At 45.9% G+C, this 21,229-nt stretch carries 21 protein-coding genes; 6 read left to right on the top strand and 15 right to left on the bottom strand.

Annotation, left to right across the window (positions count from 1 at the left end):
- Positions 1-10 precede the first annotated feature (10 nt).
- On the bottom strand, positions 11-2,512 hold the full coding sequence (pcrA, locus tag AC0NJP_RS00350; RefSeq protein ID WP_474698829.1) for a DNA helicase PcrA: 2,502 nt from the start codon (positions 2,510-2,512) through the stop codon (positions 11-13).
- Between the two features lie 138 nt (positions 2,513-2,650).
- Positions 2,651-3,028, bottom strand: a complete 378-nt coding sequence (locus AC0NJP_RS00345) for a RidA family protein (RefSeq protein ID WP_474698387.1) — start codon at positions 3,026-3,028, stop codon at positions 2,651-2,653.
- A gap of 234 nt (positions 3,029-3,262) precedes the next feature.
- Between AC0NJP_RS00345 and pdxR the strand changes: the two genes are divergently transcribed.
- From pdxR to pdxT, 3 genes are read left to right on the top strand one after another with little or no spacing between them, the layout of a single operon-like run.
- A complete protein-coding gene (gene pdxR, locus AC0NJP_RS00340; protein WP_474698386.1) occupies positions 3,263-4,744 on the top strand; it encodes a MocR-like pyridoxine biosynthesis transcription factor PdxR in 1,482 nt (493 codons plus the stop codon).
- A 35-nt stretch (positions 4,745-4,779) separates the two neighbouring features.
- Positions 4,780-5,661: a pyridoxal 5'-phosphate synthase lyase subunit PdxS gene (pdxS, locus tag AC0NJP_RS00335; protein WP_474698385.1), complete on the top strand. Its 882-nt coding sequence runs from the start codon at positions 4,780-4,782 to the stop codon at positions 5,659-5,661.
- A gap of 1 nt (position 5,662) precedes the next feature.
- Positions 5,663-6,241, top strand: coding sequence for a pyridoxal 5'-phosphate synthase glutaminase subunit PdxT (pdxT, locus tag AC0NJP_RS00330; protein WP_474698384.1), 579 nt, complete (start codon positions 5,663-5,665; stop codon positions 6,239-6,241).
- Positions 6,242-6,332: 91 nt separating this feature from the next.
- Here pdxT and AC0NJP_RS00325 read toward each other — a convergent pair whose 3' ends face one another.
- Positions 6,333-7,970 (bottom strand): putative manganese-dependent inorganic diphosphatase, encoded by a 1,638-nt coding sequence (locus AC0NJP_RS00325; RefSeq protein ID WP_474698828.1) that lies wholly within the window; start codon positions 7,968-7,970, stop codon positions 6,333-6,335.
- Positions 7,971-8,122: 152 nt separating this feature from the next.
- On the opposite strand from AC0NJP_RS00325, the gene AC0NJP_RS00320 reads away from it, so the two are divergent.
- Positions 8,123-8,902, top strand: coding sequence for a tRNA 2-thiocytidine biosynthesis TtcA family protein (locus AC0NJP_RS00320; protein WP_474698383.1), 780 nt, complete (start codon positions 8,123-8,125; stop codon positions 8,900-8,902).
- Positions 8,903-8,932: 30 nt separating this feature from the next.
- Here AC0NJP_RS00320 and sdaAA read toward each other — a convergent pair whose 3' ends face one another.
- Together sdaAA and sdaAB are read right to left on the bottom strand one after the other, a co-directional pair.
- Positions 8,933-9,823: an L-serine ammonia-lyase, iron-sulfur-dependent, subunit alpha gene (sdaAA, locus tag AC0NJP_RS00315; protein ID WP_474698382.1), complete on the bottom strand. Its 891-nt coding sequence runs from the start codon at positions 9,821-9,823 to the stop codon at positions 8,933-8,935.
- 34 nt (positions 9,824-9,857) lie between these two features.
- Positions 9,858-10,520, bottom strand: coding sequence for an L-serine ammonia-lyase, iron-sulfur-dependent subunit beta (gene sdaAB / locus AC0NJP_RS00310; protein WP_474037939.1), 663 nt, complete (start codon positions 10,518-10,520; stop codon positions 9,858-9,860).
- 179 nt (positions 10,521-10,699) lie between these two features.
- Between sdaAB and AC0NJP_RS00305 the strand changes: the two genes are divergently transcribed.
- The gene (locus AC0NJP_RS00305; RefSeq protein WP_474698381.1) at positions 10,700-11,800 is read left to right on the top strand and encodes a CapA family protein; all 1,101 of its coding nucleotides are present in this window, start codon (positions 10,700-10,702) and stop codon (positions 11,798-11,800) included.
- Positions 11,801-11,888: 88 nt separating this feature from the next.
- Here the strand turns inward: AC0NJP_RS00305 and AC0NJP_RS00300 are convergent, their stop codons facing one another.
- The 10 genes from AC0NJP_RS00300 to hisG form a co-directional block, all read right to left on the bottom strand.
- Entirely contained in the window at positions 11,889-12,767 is an 879-nt protein-coding gene (locus AC0NJP_RS00300) for a divergent polysaccharide deacetylase family protein (RefSeq protein ID WP_474698380.1), read from the bottom strand.
- 19 nt (positions 12,768-12,786) lie between these two features.
- The gene (locus AC0NJP_RS00295; RefSeq protein ID WP_474037934.1) at positions 12,787-13,554 is read right to left on the bottom strand and encodes a TSUP family transporter; all 768 of its coding nucleotides are present in this window, start codon (positions 13,552-13,554) and stop codon (positions 12,787-12,789) included.
- A gap of 82 nt (positions 13,555-13,636) precedes the next feature.
- Positions 13,637-14,308: a bifunctional phosphoribosyl-AMP cyclohydrolase/phosphoribosyl-ATP diphosphatase HisIE gene (gene hisIE, locus AC0NJP_RS00290; RefSeq protein ID WP_474037932.1), complete on the bottom strand. Its 672-nt coding sequence runs from the start codon at positions 14,306-14,308 to the stop codon at positions 13,637-13,639.
- A complete protein-coding gene (hisF, locus tag AC0NJP_RS00285) occupies positions 14,305-15,063 on the bottom strand; it encodes an imidazole glycerol phosphate synthase subunit HisF (protein ID WP_474037931.1) in 759 nt (252 codons plus the stop codon). The genes hisIE and hisF overlap by 4 nt, the downstream gene beginning before the upstream one ends.
- Before the next feature lies 1 nt (position 15,064).
- A complete protein-coding gene (gene hisA / locus AC0NJP_RS00280) occupies positions 15,065-15,802 on the bottom strand; it encodes a 1-(5-phosphoribosyl)-5-[(5-phosphoribosylamino)methylideneamino]imidazole-4-carboxamide isomerase (RefSeq protein WP_474698379.1) in 738 nt (245 codons plus the stop codon).
- Entirely contained in the window at positions 15,802-16,404 is a 603-nt protein-coding gene (gene hisH / locus AC0NJP_RS00275) for an imidazole glycerol phosphate synthase subunit HisH (protein WP_474698827.1), read from the bottom strand. The genes hisA and hisH overlap by 1 nt, the downstream gene beginning before the upstream one ends.
- Positions 16,405-16,417: 13 nt before the next feature.
- On the bottom strand, positions 16,418-17,005 hold the full coding sequence (gene hisB / locus AC0NJP_RS00270) for an imidazoleglycerol-phosphate dehydratase HisB (protein WP_474698378.1): 588 nt from the start codon (positions 17,003-17,005) through the stop codon (positions 16,418-16,420).
- 10 nt (positions 17,006-17,015) lie between these two features.
- A complete protein-coding gene (hisC, locus tag AC0NJP_RS00265) occupies positions 17,016-18,062 on the bottom strand; it encodes a histidinol-phosphate transaminase (RefSeq protein ID WP_474698377.1) in 1,047 nt (348 codons plus the stop codon).
- Complete coding sequence (gene hisD, locus AC0NJP_RS00260; protein ID WP_474698376.1) at positions 18,062-19,408, bottom strand: histidinol dehydrogenase; 1,347 nt, start codon at positions 19,406-19,408, stop codon at positions 18,062-18,064. Before hisD ends, hisC begins: the two co-directional genes overlap by 1 nt.
- Positions 19,402-20,070 carry an ATP phosphoribosyltransferase gene (hisG, locus tag AC0NJP_RS00255; protein ID WP_474037926.1) on the bottom strand — a complete coding sequence of 223 codons (669 nt, stop codon included), beginning with the start codon at positions 20,068-20,070 and terminating at the stop codon, positions 19,402-19,404. The genes hisD and hisG overlap by 7 nt, the downstream gene beginning before the upstream one ends.
- A gap of 213 nt (positions 20,071-20,283) precedes the next feature.
- Between hisG and AC0NJP_RS00250 the strand changes: the two genes are divergently transcribed.
- Positions 20,284-21,225: a D-2-hydroxyacid dehydrogenase gene (locus AC0NJP_RS00250; RefSeq protein ID WP_474037924.1), complete on the top strand. Its 942-nt coding sequence runs from the start codon at positions 20,284-20,286 to the stop codon at positions 21,223-21,225.
- Positions 21,226-21,229: the final 4 nt, after the last annotated feature.

Here is a 21,229-nt window from a genome sequence, read left to right as displayed (position 1 = left end):
CAATTCCTCCCTACTCCACTCGTTGCAGCGGAGCGTATTTTACCATAAACGGCTTAATCCCTACACCAGGAAAGGCAATGGTGAGCTCTTGTTCTTCGCCGGAGCCCTTGACACTCACGACTGTCCCTACGCCGTACTTCTTATGCAGCGCTTTGTCACCAGCTTTCCAGTCGCCTGCCGCCGCAGCACTAGAAATTCTTGCCGCGCCTGGACTTGTACTAGCTTGTCTTACAGAACCTTGCATCGCACTGGAATTCGGTAATCGTGACGAGTCTTGTTGGCCAAGACTTTGTCTTTGACTTTGCTGCATTTGGGCAAAAGTCTGACCAACCGGCGCCGTCGGAGCAGCTCGAAAGGGACTATTCACAATCCGTTGCTGACTATCGGAACGCCCATTATAAACAGGTCGCTGCGGTCGTCGCGGCTCTTCTTGTTCTAACAGTTCTGAGGGAATTTCATAAATAAACCGTGACGGTCCCGACATTTGCGCCCGACCATAAATCGTTCGCATTTTAGCACCAGTCAGATACAACCGCTCTTTGGCCCGGGTAATTCCCACATAGCAAAGACGGCGTTCTTCTTCCATCTGGCTGTCATCCATAAGCGCCCGTGAGTGAGGAAAGATGCCTTCTTCCAAACCAGCCAGAAAGGCCGTACGAAACTCTAATCCCTTGGCCGAGTGGAGCGTCATGAGCGTAACACGTTCACCATCCAAATCGGCTGTATCAATATCCGATACGAGAGCCACTCTTTCTAAAAAGTTTTCCAAAGTATCTTCCACATTATTATCTTTCGCAAAATCGCGCGCCACCGACAGAAGCTCTTTCATATTTTCAATGCGGCTTTCCGCCTGATCGGTCCCTTCTTGCTGCAGTTCTATCAAGTAGCCTGATTCATGGATTACTTTTTCAATCAGATCGCGTACCGAAAGACTTTGCATTTGACCCATCAAAGAAAAAATCAAAGTAGCCAGATCTTCGCAGCCTTTTTTCACTTTCGCTGTTAATTTCGGCACTTTATCCGTATTCGACAGTACATCAAAAAACGTGAATTCTTCCAGGGCGGCTACAGCTTCCATCTTTTCGATACTGGCAGCGCCAATGCCGCGTTTTGGCACATTAATAATGCGCTGAAGACTTACTGTATCGGCGGGATTATGAATCACTTTTAAATAAGCGATAATATCTTTAATTTCTTTGCGGTCATAGAATTTCAAACCGCCCACCATTGTATAGGGAATGCCTTGCCGCATAAACCATTCTTCCACGACACGCGACTGGGCATTCGTTCGATACAATACAGCCATGTCGCCGTAAGGCATATTATAAATCGTATTGAGCTGGCTGATTTGATCTGAAATAAAGCGCGCTTCGTCATGTTCATCCTGCGCCAAATAATAAGTAATCTTATCGCCCTGCTCGCGGGTACTTAGGAGCGTTTTGGGAATCCGGTTGCCGTTATTTTCAATAACGGCATTCGCGGCGTCAAGAATCGTCTTTACCGAACGATAATTTTGCTCTAATTTAATGACCTGGGCATCGCGATAGTCTCGTTCAAAATCACGGATATTGCTGATATCAGCACCGCGCCAGCCGTAAATACTCTGATCGGCATCACCAACCACACAGAGATTTTTCCGCTTCGCTGCCAAAATTTTGGCCAAGCGATACTGAGCATGGTTCGTATCTTGATATTCGTCAATTAAAATATAACGGAATTTTTCCTGATATTTTTCCTGCACTTCTTCGTTTTCTTCTAGCAAAGTAACCGTAAGCATCAAGAGATCATCAAAATCAAGGGCGTTGCTCCGCCAGAGTCTCTCTTGATAAAGCTCGTAAATTTCCGCAACTTTCTGCGCGTAAAAATGATCAGCCTGTCTGGCAAATTCGCGCGGCCCCATGAGCGCATTTTTGGCATTGGAAATGGCTGACAGTACTCCCATTGGGGCATACTGTTTCTCATCAAGATTCAGCGTTTTCAAGCAGTGTTTAATGACACTCTGACTATCTGATGTATCATAGATGGTAAAATTTTTGCTATAACCAGGCAAATGGTCAATTTCGAACCGTAAAAACTTAGCGCAAAAGGAATGAAACGTACTGAGCCAAATATCCTTCGCAGTTTCGCCAATGAGCGCTGCCACCCGGTCTTTCATCTCCGCTGCCGCTTTATTCGTAAAGGTAATGGCTAAAATCTGCCACGGTCGAATGGGCGCTTCCTGTCCGATCAGTCCCACACATTGCTCCCAGGAAGCGCCAGGGCTTTCTACTAGGCGGCGAAGCTTCGTCAGCCGTTCGGCCGAAAGATAAGGGTCTTTTTCATAGCAATCGGCCCCAAACATGAGCATATAAGCAATTTTATGAACAAGAACCCGCGTCTTGCCGCTGCCAGCGCCAGCTAAAATAAGCTGCGGCCCTTCTGTGCTGATAACAGCCCGTCGCTGCTCGCGATTCAAACCAGCAAGAAACTTCTGCCGCAGCGCCTCGCAAAGTTCTCCATATTCCTCAATCATTTCTTTTGACAAACTCTTCGACTCCTTTATCCGACCTGCATCGTAACTAGCCGGTTTTCCCTGAAGCTCTATGGTACAAAGTGAAAAAAGCCTTGCACGAATGATTCCGGCAAGGCTTTTACTGTAAAATTCTCCGGCTTAGTAAACGGCAATAGCCTCTACTTCTACGAGAACATCCTTCGGCAGACGAGCCACTTCTACACAAGCACGAGCTGGCGCTTTTTCGGTAAAATACTGACTGTATACGCCGTTAATTTTCTGGAAATCATTCATGTCTTTAATAAATACAGACGTTTTTACTACATCAGCGGCAGTAAGACCTTCACTTTTCAAAATCGCCATAACATTTTCCAAAGATTGCTTCGTCTGCGCTTCTACGCCGCCTTCAGCAACTTCGCCTGTTGCAGGCACAACCGGAATCTGACCGGAAATATAAAGCATGCCACCTGCTTTTACCGCCTGAGAATAAGGTCCGATTGCTGCAGGAGCTTGATCTGTACTAATAATTTTTTTCATTCGTTGAATCCTCCTAATTTGGGCTGCTTAGTAAAGTTTTGGGACTTATAAAAAATTCTCTCTTTGTAAATTCACCTTTTTTTCGAAAATCCCTCCCTAAGATGGAAAAAAAGGTGAATCGAACACCGATGCAAAAGTGGCTTATATAAATCAATGAAAAGTGGTCGTTGACGACAAGCCAGATGCAAGGTATTGTTACATCATAGCAATCCTTCCTGCAGGAGGTTCTGTTTTATGTTACTACTTGAACTACAAGAAAAATCACCAAAACCGCAATACCAGCAAATTTTAGAACAAATTCGTCATAAAATTGAAGCAAGAATTCTTCATCCTGGCGAAAAGCTGCCATCAACCCGCCGCCTAGCCGATAGTCTAGGAATTCATCGTTCCACTGTGGCTAGCGCCTATCAGGAACTGTGGGCCTTAGGTTTTATTGATATGAAGCCGAATGCTTGTCCCATTGTCCGCGACAGGATGCAAATTGCCACAGCGGCAAGCCGACAAAAAAAGGGACGCATTGACTGGAGTCTAACAGCCTCAACCGATAGCAGCGCTATTTGGGATACTTATCGCGGCTTTCAAGCAGAGGCGCCTGTAAGCGCTCCCCAAGATTTTATTGATTTTAGCGGCCTGGATATGGATTGTCGACTCTTTCCGCTGGAAACCTTCCGCTCCTGTTTTAATCAGGCAATGAAACGAGAAGGATTTTCGTTACTTAGCTATGGCGACCGAGCCGGTTTTTTTCCGCTCCGCACCTACTTAGCGCATCATCTGCAAAGCCACGGTATTTCCGTCACTGCCGAAGAAATTTTAATCACTAATGGTTTACAACAAGGGATTGACCTGGTCTTTCGCATGATTGCCGCGCCCGGTAAAGCCGTAGCCATCGAATCTCCTACGTACAAGGAAATGCTGCCACTGTTAAAATTCTGCGGTTTAAAGCCGTTGGAAATTCCCATTCGTTCTGACGGAATGGATTTAGCTATTTTGGAAAAAATGCTAAAGACGGAACAGCCCTCGCTTGTCTATACGATGCCAAATTTTCAAAATCCAACGGGCGTCACGACAAGCCAGTCCCATCGCGAAAAATTGTTGTCACTGTGCCAAAAATACGGTGTTCCCATTTTAGAAGACGGCTTTGAAGAGGAAATGAAATATTTCGGCCGCGTTGTGCTGCCCATCAAATCAATGGACGACCAGCATACGGTGATTTATTGCGGCACCTTCTCCAAAGTTCTCTTTCCCGGCGTTCGGATCGGCTGGATCGCGGCAGAGCCAGAATGCATCGAACGCCTCATGGCCATTCGCAGCTTTAGCGATCTCTCTTCTAGTATGATTTTGCAGGCCGCAATTTATGAGTTTTGCCAACGCGGCCATTACGACCGTCATATCAGCAAAATGCATCGGCTCTTCCGCAAGCGCATGCAAACGGCTCTCGTGGCTTTAAAACAATATATTAAGCCAGAGTGGGCCGCTTGGAGTGAACCGAACGGCGGCTATCTCTTATGGCTGAAACTCTCACCGCTGCCAGACGCTGCGGCAGATCTCACCACACTTTTCGCAAAACAGAAAATCCAAATTTCTTCAGGTAAATACTTTTTTTCGTCTAGCGCCAACGCCGTTCATCTTAGACTTTCCATTTCTAAACTGAACGAAGCAGAAATCACGGAAGGTATCAAACGACTCGCTCTCGTTTTAGAACAAATCTATCATTAATACAACCATCAACGCTCATCTGAGGAGGAATTATTATGGAACAAGGAACACTGCGCGTAAAAATTGGTTTGGCCGAAATGCTGAAGGGCGGCGTCATTATGGATGTAACGACGCCAGAACAAGCAAAAATAGCAGAAGAGGCTGGCGCTTGCGCCGTTATGGCCCTAGAACGGGTCCCCGCCGACATTCGCGCCGCTGGCGGTGTCGCCCGTATGGCTGATCCAACTATCGTTGAAAATATTATGGCCGCGGTTACCATTCCCGTCATGGCCAAAGCCCGCATCGGTCATTTTGTCGAAGCCCGCATTTTAGAATCCCTTGGCGTAGATTATATTGATGAAAGTGAAGTCCTGACGCCTGCTGACGATAAGTTTCATGTCAATAAACAGGATTTTAAAGTGCCCTTTGTCTGTGGCGCTAAAAACCTCGGCGAAGCTCTGCGCCGCATTGGCGAAGGCGCTGCCATGATTCGCACCAAAGGCGAGCCTGGTACTGGCAATGTCGTCGAAGCTGTAAAACATATGCGCATGGTCATGAGTGAAATTCGTCTATTGCAAAATCTACCGGATGAAGAAGTGTCCTCTTTTGCCAAAAATATTGCCGCACCGCTCGAACTCGTTCTGGAAACGAGAAAACTTGGCCGTCTACCTGTGGTTAATTTTGCTGCAGGCGGTATTGCTACCCCAGCTGACGCAGCGCTCATGATGCACCTTGGCTGCGATGGCGTTTTCGTCGGATCAGGCATCTTTAAATCAGGCGATCCCGCCAAACGTGCCAAAGCCATAGTAGCTGCTACCACCTACTACAACGATCCGAAAATCCTCGCAGAAGTCTCCAAGGATCTCGGCGAAGCCATGGTAGGTATTGAAATTGATACAATTCCGCAACACGAACGGATGCAGGAACGAGGCTGGTAACATGAAAATCGGCATTTTATCGCTTCAGGGAGCCTTTCGTGAGCATCACTGGGCCATTGAGCGCTGCGGCGCAACAGCCGTTGACATCCGCAAAGCCTCCGAGCTTGATGCGATCGAAGGCCTCATCCTCCCTGGCGGCGAAAGTACGACAATTGGCAAACTGCTAGTTGAGTGGAATCTTCTGCCAAAGATCCTAGAGCGAGCGGCCCAAGGCATGGCGATTTACGGTACCTGCGCTGGGATGATCCTGCTGGCTAAAAAGATTATCGACAGCGATCAGCCCCGTCTCGGTCTTATGGATATTACGGTTCGCCGCAATGCTTTTGGTCGCCAGAAAGAAAGCTTTGAAGCAGATTTAGCCGTGCCTGAATTAGGACCTGCGCCAATCAAAGCGGTCTTTATCCGCGCCCCGCTAATTGAAGCGGCTGATCCAGCGGTGAATATTCTAGCTTCAGTGAATGAAAAAGCCGTTATTGCCCGTCAGAAAAATTTTCTTGTTAGCTCTTTTCATCCAGAATTAACTGGCGATGACCGTTTGCATCATTATTTTATAAAAATGGCGCAGCAGAAGAACCTCTAACTCTAACATTAAAAAGCCCCTCGTTGCCGCAGAACATAACTAGTCTGCGAAACACGAGGGGCTTTCTTGGCGGATGAATGATCCGATAAATTTAGATTTTGCGGGCCGCATCAGTCAGCGGCGGTACAATCTGTTTCTTACGAGACATTACCCCAGGAAGATGAACAATGCCATTTTCCCCGCGGCTGCCAAAAGCATCCTGAATTAAGGAGATCGGCTGCCCTTCATAGAAGAGATAGGTCGCCTCTTCCAAAATATCTGTGTTCATGAGTAGCACCATATCATAGCCTTCTTTATCACAAAGGTTCTTCATGGCAGCTTTTAAATCATCTTGTTTAGCCAGAATTTCCTGACCAGCCAAGACGGAAATCTGGCCAATCGCTAAGCGATAATCGCCCATTTGGAATTCCTTGAAATCATTCTTTAAAATATCGGAAGCTGTCAAACTGCTCGTATCAGAACCGGCTCTCAGCAGCGCTAAACCATGTTCTTCACAGTCAAGACCGGAGATCTCAGCAAGTTTTTCCGCGGTTTTGCGATCTTTCGCCGTACAAGTAGGCGATTTAAAGAGCACCGTATCAGACAAAATAGCCGATAATAGCAAACCAGCTGTTTCTTTCGAGATTTCAACATTATTTTGCCAGTACATATTCGCTACAATCGTTGCCGTGCAGCCGACAGGCTCAAAGTGAAGATCTACAGGATAGCTCGTTTCAAGGCCGCCTAGGCGATGATGATCAACGACTTCGATGATTTCGCCTTCATGAATTCCTTCCACCGCTTGCGCTAATTCATTATGATCGACAAGAATCACTTGTTCTTTTTCTGGCAAAATGAGTTTATCACGATCAATCATGCCAACAAAGCGACCATTCTCTACAATCGGATAATTGCGGAAGCTTGTTGCAGCAATAGTCCCCTTAATATCCATAACCAACTGACTTGGTTTAAAAGTTACTACTTGGCTCTGCATCACCGTACGGACAGGTACGGACTGCGTAATCAGTCGCGCGCAAGTATATGTATCATAAGGTGCGCTGATAATCATAACTTTGGCATCACTCGCCGCTTGCGCCACTGGTTTCGCTAGTGTAGCGCCGCCGGTAATAATCAGGCATTGCACGCCTTTTTCAATACAGGCAAGCTGGGCCTTGAGCCGATCGCCGACAAGAACCGTATCACCAGCATCAACACTTGCCACCATGGTCTCGGTCTTTGCTGCGGCAATTTTAAGTTTCCCTTTGATGGTCTGGTCAAGGGCGCTGCCGCAAAGCAACGTTCCATCAAGCACTTTAACTACAGCGCCAAATTCTACATTTGCTTCGGATAAATCAGGCATTTCCAATTCCTCAAAATACCTTCTTGCCAAATCCCCTACGGAAACAATGCCTTCGAGCATTCCTTGGTTATCAATAACCGGAATAGATTTTACATTGTGTTCTTTCATTAGACTGCCCAGTTCTTTCAGCGTCTGATCGGGGTGAATCGTGACTTGCAAGGGGCGCATCATTTCACGAACTCTAGGATAGAGATCGTTAATTAAAAGCGGCGCCTTTACTCCTAGCTTATCTAAAATGTACTTTGTTTCATTGTTAACTTTACCTGCCCGGGCTGCAATTGCATCGATTCCAAGAGCTTGTTTCAAACCGGCGTAAGCAATGGCTGAACAAATTGAATCGGTATCCGGGTTTTTGTGGCCCATTACATAAATGGGTTTCGCCACGATAATCCCCCCAAACGTGATTGTTACTATTTAGAATTACTAGTTATTTATTATAACAAAATAAGACAGGCCCTTCAAACAAAAAAAGCAGGAATTTAGGACTTTATGCGCAATTATTAGAAGTTGCATGAATTATAAAGAAACGAGGAAACTCTGTTATGTCACTACCCAAATCCTACCATAGCCGTCTCTGGCGGGCTATTATTGAATTTGACCTCATTGAACCAAATGATCGCATTCTCATCGGTCTGTCCGGCGGCAAAGACAGCTGCTTTTTAACCTATGCTTTAGCCCAACTGCGCCACTATTCGCCGCGCCCTTTTGAAATTGCCGCCCTTACAATTAATCCAAATTTCACCGATACTTTTGATACAAAAGCGTTGGCTGACTGGTGCGAAAACCTCGCAGTTCCTTTTTACAGTGTCAGCGAACCGATTGGCGAAGCGATCGCTCGCCAGTCAGACAAAGACGCCTGCTATATTTGCGCCACCATGCGCCGCGGTATTATGAATACCTTTGCCAAGGAAAAAGGCTTCAATAAAATTGCCTATGCTCATCACCATGATGATGCCGTAGAAACTTTTTACATGAGCCTGCTTTTTTCCGGCCAGCTTCAGACTTTTTCGCCGAAAACCTATTTTGATCGCTCCGACATTACTTTAATTCGACCTCTTGTCTATTTTCGCGAACAGGAAAGTCGTGATGCAATTTCGTATCACGGTTTTACACCAATACCTAGTCCTTGTCCCCGTGACGGCCAAACAAAAAGGCAGACAATCAAACAAATGATTGCTGCCTTAGAAAAAGAAGATCCCCTATTTTATACCCATCTTTCAGCAAGTATGCGTCAGTCTGATAAAATTCACCTTTGGCCGCCAGAGCCAACGCGCAGTGAACTTAAGGCAAAGCATGACCGCTTTTTCTGCAAGAACCCGTAAGCTTTTTACGCGCCTTCCAGTTTGTAGCAGCTAGCCCAACACCTTCTTTTCAATCGCTCTAGCTGTCGGCGTATCGGCGAGTCCTGCCTCTGAGGTTTCTCTTAAACTCTGCGGCAAGAGTCGGCCAATTTGCTGCGAAGCTGTAATCACTTCATCAGGCGGAATGACACTCTCCACACCGGCGAGGGCTAGTTCAGCGGCAATCAAGGCGTGAGAAGCGCCAAAGCCATTGCGTTTCACGCAAGGTACCTCTACTAGACCAGCAACAGGATCGCAAACAAGGCCCAATAGGTTTTTAAAAGCTAACGCCAAAGCGTGTCCGGTCTGCTCAGGCGAACCACCGGCCAATTCAGTAATAGCCGCAGCAGCCATTGCCGCAGCGGAGCCGCACTCAGCCTGGCAGCCCCCTAAAGCGCCTGCTAAAGAAGCATGCTCCTGGATGATTAACCCCACACCGGAGGCCGTAAACAAGGCGTCTACTAGCGCCTCATCGTTTTTTTGCAAGGTTTCGCCAGCCGCCAGTAGCGCGCCAGGCAATATGCCGCAAGAACCAGCTGTGGGACTGGCCACAATCCGGCCCATTTTGGCATTGACTTCACTAACAGACAACGCATAAAGCAATGCTTTCTGTACTGTTTCTCCGAGCAGGCTTTGCTGCGTTTTCGCTTGCGTTAACGTCATGAAGTCACCCATTTTGGCAGCATCGCCGCCGACCATGCCACTCACTGATTTCTCCCGACTGGATCGGCCTTTCTCTACGGCCTCTTTCATGACCTGAAGACAACGAACCATATCTTCACGAACTGCCGCCTCGCTTCTCTGGCTTTTTTCCGCTTCATAGGCAATCACGACAGAAGCAATCGAACCTTTTCTTGCTTTTGCCAAAGCAATCAAATCGGCAAATGTAGAAAAACGAATCATTTTATTTCCTCCTTTTGATAAGGGTGGTACAAGTTTATAAAGGGGGCACAAGCATCGCCAATTCGATTCGTGGCAAATTGGACACTACTTCATAGACACTTTCCGCAATCGGCTCATCGGCCTCTAAAATGAGTAAAGCTTGGGCGCCTCGCTCACTACGGGATACGCGCATAAATGCTACATTAACACCCGCCTGGGCCAAAATATGAGTAATAAGCGCCACGATGCCTGGCTTGTCCTGATGAATTGTAATCAAAGTAAAGTATTCGCCAGTAAGCTCCACTTGATAACCATTAATCCGATTTACAATAATACTGCCGCCGCCAAGAGAAGAGCCGGTAACTTCCGCCCGCCGCCCTGATCGTCCAGTCATTTCCAAACAGACCGTATTAGGATGGACATCGCCTAAATCACATTTCAAAAATTCAATTTCTATTTGCGCTGCTTTGGCCAATTCCAAAGCTTCTGGCAAACGTTCATCATCTGCCGCCATGTCTAAAAGTCCTGCCACAATAGCCCGATCAGTGCCATGTCCCCGGTACGTCTGGGCAAAAGAACCATGGAATTTTACCTGAACCTGCTGCACTTCCTCGCCTAAAATTTTTCTGGCCAATCTGCCAAGACGCGCTGCGCCTGCCGTATGAGAGCTGGAAGGACCAATCATAACCGGTCCGATAATATCAAATACGCTTTTCATAAAACCCTCCTTATCGAATATATTAAATCGTATAAAAGGTCCGCTGGATCAGTCAATAATCTTTTTATTTTACCATTTTATCACAAAAAAATAACCTTTCTATAATAAATCTGACAAAAACCTTTGCACAGTGGCAAAAACTTTTATATACTGTAATAGGTACAAAAGGAGGAATTGAAGTGAGTCAAAGGGGAAAAAGATTTATTGTTTATTCCTTTGTCATGTGGATGTGGCTGTTCGGCATGAGTCTGCCAACACTAGCCGCTTCTCAGGCAACACCACTTACAATTCTATCTCTTTCTACTGATACGCCTCAGACTATAGAGCAGATTCTACTTAGCTCGGTTGGCGACTGTACTTTAGGAACAGATGAACGCTTCGGTTCTGCTGATACGATGCCAGCTGTCATCAAAGCGCATGGTAATGATTATAGCTATGTTTTCAGCAATGTAGCCGAGATCTTTGCCGCTAGTGACTTTACTACAGCAAACTTAGAAACAACACTGACTCGTTCCAATCATCCTGTCGAAAAGACCTTTGCTTTTCACGGCGATCCCGAATATGCGAATATGCTGAAACTTGGCCATATTAATGCGGTAAACTTATCCAATAATCATATTTACGATTATGGCGATGTCGGCTTTAGTGATACCTTAGCGTCCTTAAATAAAACAGGAATTACTTATTTTGGCGAAGGAAATGTAGCGATTCAAACCATTAAAGGCCGCCAGTTTGCCTTTCTCGGCTACACAGGCTTCTCCTATGACCGCGCGTTCTTGGAAAAACTGCGCCGCGACATTGAAACTGTAAAAAAACAGGGCTGTATTGTGATTATCAATTTTCACTGGGGTGAAGAACTTTTAAATCATACCATTCCGACGCAAAAGGAACTGGCGCATTACGCCATTGACTACGGCGCTGATTTTATTTTTGGTCATCATCCTCACGTACTTCAACCAATTGAACGCTACAAAGGCAAACTCATTTGCTATAGTCTCGGTAATTTCGCCTTTGGCGGTAATAAAAACCCTGATGATAAGGATACGATGATCGTCCAAACCCGCTTCGACTTCCAAGGTTCAAAACTCGTCTCTTATGGCGTTCGCATTATTCCTTGCAGCATTTCTTCGGTCAACTATATTAATGACTATCGCCCTACACCACTGACAGGCAACGCGAAAGCGCGCGTGTTAGATCGTTTGAATAAAATTTCGCCGCTTGCTGGCTTTACCTTAACCGATGAATTTACTACACTGCCCTTTGAAGAGGCAGCGCCATAAATATCATTCTTAATACATAAAAACTTAGCACGTAAAAAAACCGGCTTCGTCTTGTAGACGAGCCGATTTTTTTATGCCGTTCTAGGCGTTACTGGACTAATTCAGATACAAAAACAAGCTGTATACCCTGCGCATCCAGTTCAGGTAGTATACTTTGAATGGCCTGCGCTGTATGACTGCGAGCATGACCTATTAGTATAATTTTTCCTTCTTTCAGCGCGAGAGTAATACCTTGGCGCAGCTGTTTTTTGACTGACTCTACATCAGGCTGATTATCAATAAACAACTCATTTGCCGCTGTTTTCACGCCAGATTGTTTCGCCAGTTCCCAAGCTACAGACTGACTGCTTGTACGACTATCCACAAAAAAGAGCTGTTTTTCCTTTAATACGGCTAACAAGGCCTTCATCACTCGTTTATCGCTGGTCGCACGCGACCCTTGATGATTATTGACGCCGATTAAACCGGGAATTGCCTGAATATCCTTGCGAACAAGCCCTTGAATTTCACTATCGCTGAGCCGCTCCGAAACCGTTTCCGCTTCCGATTGCTGCGAGCGCTCTAAAGGCTCCATAGGTAAATGCAACATAACCTGATGACCGGACTGTAAAGCTTTCGCCGCAGCCTGGGTTGAATAGGGCCTATTAGGCAATACCGAAAAAGTTAGAGGTCTGCTAATTGCAGCAAACTCGTTAATGGGTTCGCTCGTATAGCCGAAGTCATCAATAATCAGAGCGATACGAGCTCGTGCACTGCCTGATTTAGCTCCCTGTGATTCTTTAGTAAGGGGATTTGTTTGTTTCGTAGTCGCCGGAACAGTCTGATTCGCTCCTACATTGCTTGATCCCGACTCCTTCTGGGAAACCGTACTACTTTGATTCTCGTAAAAGCCATAAAGAAGGACAGCTAAAATTCCGGCAAGACCTAGCCATAATCTCCACCGTTTTGTATTGTTTTTTCGCTTCATCCGGTCTGCCGCCTTATCATCAGGACAAAAGAATATCCCAGATCTGTTTGCCTACTAAAATGACTGTTATGGAAATAAAGAGCGGTCTTACATAGGCGGCGCCTTTTAAGATTGCTACTTTTGTGCCAGCAATAGCCCCTAAAATCATGCCGATTCCCATGACAAGACCGTAATCATAGTGAACATAACCTAGTACAAGAAAAGTAATTAGAGCCGCAATGTTGCTGGCAAAATTCAGAACTTTAGCGTTGCCGGAAGAAGTTACAAAATCAAAGCCGATTAGCAAAAAGGCAAAAATCAAAAAAGAACCTGTCCCTGGTCCAAAAAAGCCATCATAAAAACCGATGCAAAAAGCCACAAGGCCACTCAGTCCCATGCGTTTACTCGAAAGTCCCTGGTAGGTAGATATATCGCCCCAGTCCTTTTTAAAGACTGTATAAATCGCTACAACAATAAGCAATACGATAACAAGAGGCTTTAAAAAAGTGGAAGGAATAAACTGTACCGTGAAAGCGCCCAAGCCAGAACCGACCAGCGCTAACGGAAACAGCCATTTTACTAGCGACAAATCGACCTTGCCAGAACGAATAAAGCTGGTCATGCTCGTAATGGAACCCATAGAGGCTGCCATCTTGTTCGTACCAAAAACATGAGTAATAGGCAGTCCTGTCATGAGCAGTGCTGGCAGTGTAACAAGTCCGCCGCCGCCTACCACAGAATCAATAAAAGAAGCTACAAAGCCTACTACAAATAAAAAAATCCCCATTGATAGAGTAATTGGTTCCATATTGTTCCTTCTTTCTCGCTATCCTGTTGTTCTACTAGTCGAATACTAGTATAGCAAAGAACCGAGAAAAAAACAGCTGCTATTATTTACGGCGCGAATTGAGCTCTGCCAAAAGCTCCATAGGCGTAATATTATGATAGCTTAGGAGAACGAGGCAATGATACCAGAGATCGGCCATTTCATAAAGAATTTCGGCCTTATCGTTATTTTTAGACGCAATAATCGTTTCGGCATTTTCTTCGCCGACCTTTTTTAAGATCTTATCCTGGCCTTTATCAAATAAATAGCAGGTGTAAGAACCTTCCTGGCGATTTTGTTTGCGATCTTCAATCACTTCATAAAGCGACTGCAAAATGGCAGCAGAACCACCGTAAAGTGCAGATGGATCTTTTACAACTTCAGCCTGAGGCTGCGATTGATCTAGGCGGCGGCTAAAGCAAGAAAAAGTTCCTTCATGGCAAGCTGCGCCAGTCTGTTTCGCCGTCACCAGTAGCGTATCACCATCGCAGTCATAGTGAATTGATTCCACCTGTTGTACATGGCCTGATGTTTCGCCCTTTTGCCACAGGGCTTTACGACTGCGGCTGTAAAACCAAGTTACGCCAGTTGTTAAGGTTTTTTCTAGTGCTTCTTGATTCATATAAGCAAGCATCAGCACCGCTTTTGTTTCACTATCTTGCACAATAGCCGGGATAAGACCCGCTTCGTCAAACTTCACCTGAGTAAGCCACGGGGCCTGTTCTACTCCGTTCATAATCGTACCTCCACCTGTTGACTTTTTAAATACTCTTTTACTTGCTTTACTGTAAACTGGCCGTAATGAAAAACGGAAGCGGCAAGGACCGCATCGGCTTTTCCTAGTGTCAATACATCATAAAAATGAGACATTTCACCAGCACCGCCTGAGGCGATAACTGGTACGGGCACACTTTCCGCTACAGCTCTAGTTAACAAAATATCATAGCCGTCTTTCGTGCCGTCTTTATCCATACTTGTCAGCAAAATTTCTCCGGCGCCTAATGCAACGCCTTTCTTGACCCACTCAAGCACATCAAGACCGGTAGGAGTCCGCCCGCCATGAATATAGACTTCCCATTTTCCTGGACTAGTCTGACGAGCGTCTACCGCCAAAACCACGCATTGACTGCCAAATTTTTTAGCGCCTTCGGCAATCAAATCTGGTTGATTGACCGCTGCTGTGTTCAGTGATACCTTATCAGCGCCCGCTTTCAGCATTTTGCGAATATCGGCACTGGTACGAATACCGCCGCCGACAGTAAACGGAATAAACACCTCAGAAGCGGTACTTTTCACCACATCAACCATCGTATCGCGCTGGTCCGAAGAAGCAGTAATATCAAGGAAAATCAATTCATCAGCCATCTCACGATCATAAATCTGAGCAAGCTCCACAGGATCACCGGCATCACGCAGTCCCACAAAATTGGTACCTTTTACAACTCGCCCATCTTTTACATCAAGACAGGGAATAATCCGTTTTGTATACATCTTACCGTCCCCCTTGCTGTTCGCAGCGAGCCAAAGCCTCGCGTAAGTCAAGTGAACCTGTATAAATTGATTTCCCCACAATAACCCCTTCAATTAAGGGTTCGCCGCAAGCTAACAGCGCCTCAATATCGCCCAAATCTTTAACTCCGCCAGAAGCAATCACCTTAAGACCGGAGCGTTTAGCCAAATCGGCAGTCGCTGCGATATTCACACCACTTAGCGTTCCATCTCGGGAAATATCTGTATAGATCAGTCGAGTTACACCGCAATCAGCCATACGCTCAGCCAGTTCAGAAACTGCCATATCGCCGCTTACACCCCAACCATCCACTGCTACAATCCCCGCTTTCGCATCAATACCGACAACAATTTTTTCGCCAAATTCTTTTACAGCTTCTTTCACAAGCTGCGGGTTACGGACGGCTACTGAGCCTAAAATAACACGTTCAATTCCGATATTCAGCCAAGTTTCCACGGCAGTTAGATCACGGATCCCGCCGCCAAGCTGCACAGGCACTGTCGCTTCTTGCAAAATTTCTCGAATCGCACTGATATTCACTGGCTTAGCTTCCTTGGCGCCATCAAGATCCACTACATGAAGATACTTAGCGCCTTGTTCCTGCCAGCGAAGCGCCATATCTGCTGGCCGATCGGCGAAAACAGTTTCTTGGGAAAAATCGCCTTTATAAAGTCTGACGCACTTTCCTCCCAGTATATCAATCGCTGGAAATAAAATCATCAGGTCATCTCCTTAAAGTTCGCCAGAATTATCATGCCAGCCTGACCGGATTTCTCCGGATGAAACTGCACAGCCTGCACATTATCTCGCCCTACAGCAGCAGTAATCGTTTCACCATAATTACTTGTCGCTGTGATAATGGAGGAATCAGTCGGCGCCGCATGATAGCTGTGCACAAAATACACAAAGCTTTGTTCAAGACCGGATAGCAGCGAGCTTTCTTTTTGCAGCGTCAAATCATTCCAACCCATATGCGGAATTTTTAGCTCTGGCGCCACAATTTTCTTTACCATACCGGAAAAAATGCCGATTCCAGACACGCCAGGATCTTCTTCACTGCCTTCAAATAACATTTGTAAGCCAACGCAAATACCTAAAAAAGGTTTCCCTGACTGAATCGTTTCTAAAATCACCGGCTCTAATTGAAATTGTCGCAGGTTGTTCATGCAGTCGCCAAAAGCGCCGACGCCAGGAAGAACTACTTTATCGGCTTTGAGAATTTGCTTAGGATCTCTCGTAACAAGGACCTGCGCCCCTAGTTTCACAAAGGCTTTTTCCACACTGAACAGATTTCCCATACCGTAATCAATAATTGCAATCATCATGATCGCTCCTTTATTCAAGCATGCCCTTAGAGGACATGACACCTTCAATTCTTACATCTTTTTGTGTCGCTTCGTCTAAGGCGCGGCCAAAAGCCTTGAAAACGGCCTCAATAATATGATGCGAGTTCTCACCAGCTAATTTACGAATATGCAACGTAATCCCTGCCTGAACGGCCACGGCGCGAAAAAATTCCACAGTAAGTTCGGTATCAAAAGAACCTACTAGCGGCGCCGGAACAGCTGCGTCATAAGCCAGAAAAGGCCGCCCCGAAAGATCCAGCGATACCATCACGAGCGCCTCATCCATAGGAACGAAAACGGTACCATACCGTTTGATTCCCGCCTTGTCGCCAATCGCCTGCTTAATCAATTGGCCCAATAAAATGCCGCAATCTTCCACGGTATGATGGCCGTCAACTTCTAAGTCGCCCTTTGCCGAAAGGGTTACATCAAAAAAGCCATGCTTTGCAAACAGTATGAGCATATGATCAAAAAAGCCGATCCCCGTGTCAATCGTTGCTTGACCCTTTCCATCTACTACGAAGGAACCAGTAATTTCTGTTTCACCAGTCTTGCGATCTGCTTTAGCAAACCTCACATTCTCCGCCTCACTTTTCTAGAAATTGAACGATTTCCTTAAGCAGCGCTTCATTTTCTTTTGACGTGCCTACGGTGATCCTTATGCAGTTTTCTAAATCGGGCGCGCCATGAAAGCTGCGCACAGCAATAGATTTTTCCGCAAGATACGCGGCAAGAGCTTCCGCTCGAGGCAACCGTACCAAAAGAAAATTTGTTTGCGACGGAAATACGGTAACACCAATGCTTGACAGCTTTTCTGTTAGAATCTGACGTTCTTTTACTGTTGCTGCAATCGCTGCTTCAAATAGGCTACGTTCAGAAAAGACAGCCTCTGCCGCCGCCAAAGAAAACGTATTGACATGATACGGCAAGAGCACCTTATTTACGACTTCAATCAACGCCTGCGAAGCAATCATATAGCCAGTTCGAGCCGAAGCCAAACCGTAGGCTTTTGATAAAGTTCTGGCAATAATTAAATTAGGATATTTATTTAATAGCGGCAAAGCTGTTTCACCGTAAAATTCCATATAGGCTTCATCGACAACTACCGGACATGTAAGCGCAGCGACAATCTTTTCTACATCGGCTAAAGCCATACCATTGCCTGTTGGATTATTGGGGTTGCAAAGGAGCGCCAACTGAGCGTCTTTGGCAGCATCAATATAATCTGCTACTGGTAGGGAAAAATCATCTGCCAGTGCGACTGGCACAGACTGGCTGTCAGCAATCCGCCCATAAATTTCATACATAGAAAAAGACGGACTGGGGAAAACTAATTTGCGGCCTTTCCCGCCGAAAGCGATGCAAAGAGCTAACAGAATTTCACTGGAGCCGCAGCCTAGCGCAACTTGCTCAGCTGTCACGCCATAAGCGGCAGCAATTTGCCCGCGCAGTGGTTCATCCGAACCGGGATAGCGTTGCAACACGACCTTACTAAGGGCTTGCTGTACCTTTTCGGCTACGCCCAGTGGCATGGGACCGTTTTTCTCATTGGCATCAAGCTTAATCTTCCAGTCAGACTCTTCTACATGGTAAGCGGTGAGACTTTGTAGTGATTCACGAATATCTAGCTTCATTATTTCATTCCCCGCTTTCTGATCGCATTGGCATGGGCTGTCAGCCCTTCGGCTTCAGCCAGACAAATTACAGCATCGCTGACTTTCTCAAGACCCGCTTTCGTATAGGAAATAATACTCGTCTTTTTCATAAAAGTATCCACATTCAGCACGGAATAAAACCGCGCTGTCCCGCCTGTCGGCAAAACATGATTCGGACCGGCCATATAATCGCCTAATGGTTCTGGCGAGTAGGGCCCAAGGAAAATGGCGCCGGCATGCTCTAAATAAGGCAGTAAGGAAAAGGGATTTTCCGCTAAAACTTCTAAATGCTCTGGCGCGGCATAGTTGGCAATTTCAGCTGCCTGCAGCATGTCTTTTGCTACAAGAATCTTTCCGTTATTGGCAAGCGAAGCAGCGGCAATTTCCCGCCGCGGCAAAAGTTCAAGCTGCTTTTTTACCTCAACTTGAATCTTTTCGGCCAATACCGGCGAATTAGTAACAACCATACAGGCTGCTAAGGGATCATGCTCCGCCTGACTCAACATATCAGCTGCCGCATAAACCGGATTCGCCTGTTCATCTGCCAAAATCAATATTTCACTAGGCCCTGCCAGCATATCAATATCACAATGGCCATACACAGCCTTTTTAGCTAAGGTTACGAAAATATTACCGGGGCCCGTAATCTTATCGACTTTAGGCATCAATTCAGAACCAAAAGCGAGACCGGCAATCGCTTGTGCGCCGCCGATACGGAATATCCGATGAACCCCAGCTAGTTTTGCCGCTGCAAGTACGCACGGATTGACGGAACCGTCTTTCGCTGGCGGCACCACCATAATAATTTCTTTAACACCTGCTACGGAAGCCGGAACAGCATTCATAATCACCGAAGAAGGATACGAAGCAGTACCGCCAGGCACATAAATACCGACTCGCTCCAGCGGCCGTACATTCTGTCCTAGCATTGAGCCTTCTTCCCGATAAGTAATCCAAGATTTCGGCAGTTGTTCTTCATGGAAGGCCCTTACATTGCGTTCCGCCTGTTGCAATGCCGCTAATACCGCCGGGTCGATTTGGTCTAAAGCCGACTCGATCTCTGCCGCGGAAACTTCGAAATTTGCTTCTGTCAAAGTTACGCCATCAATAAGCTGACTGTAATGAAATAACGCTTTATCGCCCTGTTGTCGTATATCGTTTACGATTTGATCAACGACTTCAGCGGCCGACATCTCCCGACCAAAGGTCTGGGCAATTCGTTTTTTAGCGCCCTCGCCAAGTTCTACCTTATCAAAAGCAGGCTTTACCATGAATTGTTTAAGCTGCTCTGGCGCATAGGCAGAAACGTTCAAAATCTCTAGCATGATTTAGCCTCCTCTTCGGTTAAAACTTTTAATTTTTCTACCACATCATGGATGCGATCAAATTTCATCTTGAAACTCACGCGATTTGCAATAAACCGAGCTGTGGCTGGTGCAATTTTCGCCACTTCAATCAACTTATTCTCACGCAGCGTCGTCCCTGTTTCCACAATATCAACGATCAGCTCAGCAAGACCTACCATCGGCGCTAATTCAATCGAGCCATTCAGCTTAATAAACTCCATTTGAATTCCTTTATCATGAAAGAAACGCTCGGCCACGCGCGGATATTTCGTCGCAACCCGCATATGGGCATAATCACTTAACTTGGGCTGTAACAGCGCCTCTGGTACAGCAACCATAAGACGGCATAAACCATATTTTAAATCGAGAAGTTCATAAACGTCACGATTTTCTTCCAGTAAAACATCTTTTCCAATAATCCCGATATCGGCAGCGCCATATTCAACATAAGTAGGCAGATCAGCCGTTTTAGTAATAATAAACCGCAGCTTCTTGGCTTCGTTCGTAATAATTAATTTGCGCGAGTCTTCCTTTAAGCCTTCGGCGTCATAGCCGCAAGCGGCAAGTTTCTGTGCTGACAAATCAAATAACTTGCCCTTCGGCAAGGCAATTGTCAAATAATCCATATCGCTGGAAGTCATAAAATCCTCCTTAAAACGCCTTTTCTTTAGTTATTTAAAGCATTAACTTATTAATAAGTTATCACAAATTCTTTTTTTCGTCAAGTTTAGAAAGAAAGGTCTTTTCCATTCATAGGAATTTTTGCCTAGGTCGTAGAATGAGTAATTATGACCAAAAATCGTTTAAGCCTAAAATGAACTCAAATAAGAAGCTTCGCTAGGAGGGTATCCTTTATGAAAATTCTTGTTTTAAATCCACTGTCTGATGATCAAAAGGCTGAAATTGCAGCAATCGATTCGTCCATCGAAGTCGTCACAAGCACGCTGCCGGAAGCCCACTTAGAAATTGCCGACACGGATATACTTGTCGCCTGGGGCTTTATGCACATTGAAGAACTCTTTGCTAAGGCGCCGAATTTGAAGTGGATTCATGCGTTAAGCGCCGGTGTAGAAAATCTAAATCTGCCCGAATTAAAAGAAAAGCAGGTTTTTCTGACAAATTCGAAGGGAATTCATGGTATTCCCGTCTCAGAACACGTTTTCGCCATGATGCTGTCCTTCAGCCGCGGTCTCTACCTGTCGCGCCATAAACAGCAGGAGCATCGCTGGAAACGAGTTCCCACTGATGAACTCTATGAAAAAACGATTGGTATTGTCGGCCTGGGAAGTATTGGCCGAGAAATTGCTAAAAAAGCAAAATGCTTCGGCATGAATGTAGTAGCTACCAAACGAGAAATGACGACAGAAATTTTTGTTGATCGTCTCTATCATCCTGATGAAATTTTTGAGATGCTATCGCATTGTGATTACGTAGTAGCGGCACTACCGCTCATTGCCGAAACAGAAAATTTCTTTTCGCAAAAACACTTCGACGCCATGAAACAAACAGCCTATTTTATTAATATTGCCCGCGGCCCCGTCGTCGTTGAACAAGATTTGATTGCAGCCCTCCAAGAGGGTGTGATTCAAGGCGCCGGACTTGATGTCTTTCCTGTAGAACCGTTGCCGTCAGACAGTCCGCTTTGGGATATGGAAAATGTTATCATCACGCCCCATGTAGCAGCGCTATCGCCTTATTATCTGGATCGAGCCATTAAACTTTTTGCTGATAATCTGTCGCGGTTTATTGCTAAGGGCGAATTATGCAATCAGATTGATCCCATCAAGGGTTACTGAAAAA

It is taken from the genome of Pelorhabdus sp. sgz311002 (genome assembly GCF_056134285.1).
The sequence above is the reverse complement of the archived record's forward strand: the minus strand, read 5'-3'. Positions and strand labels throughout refer to the sequence as shown.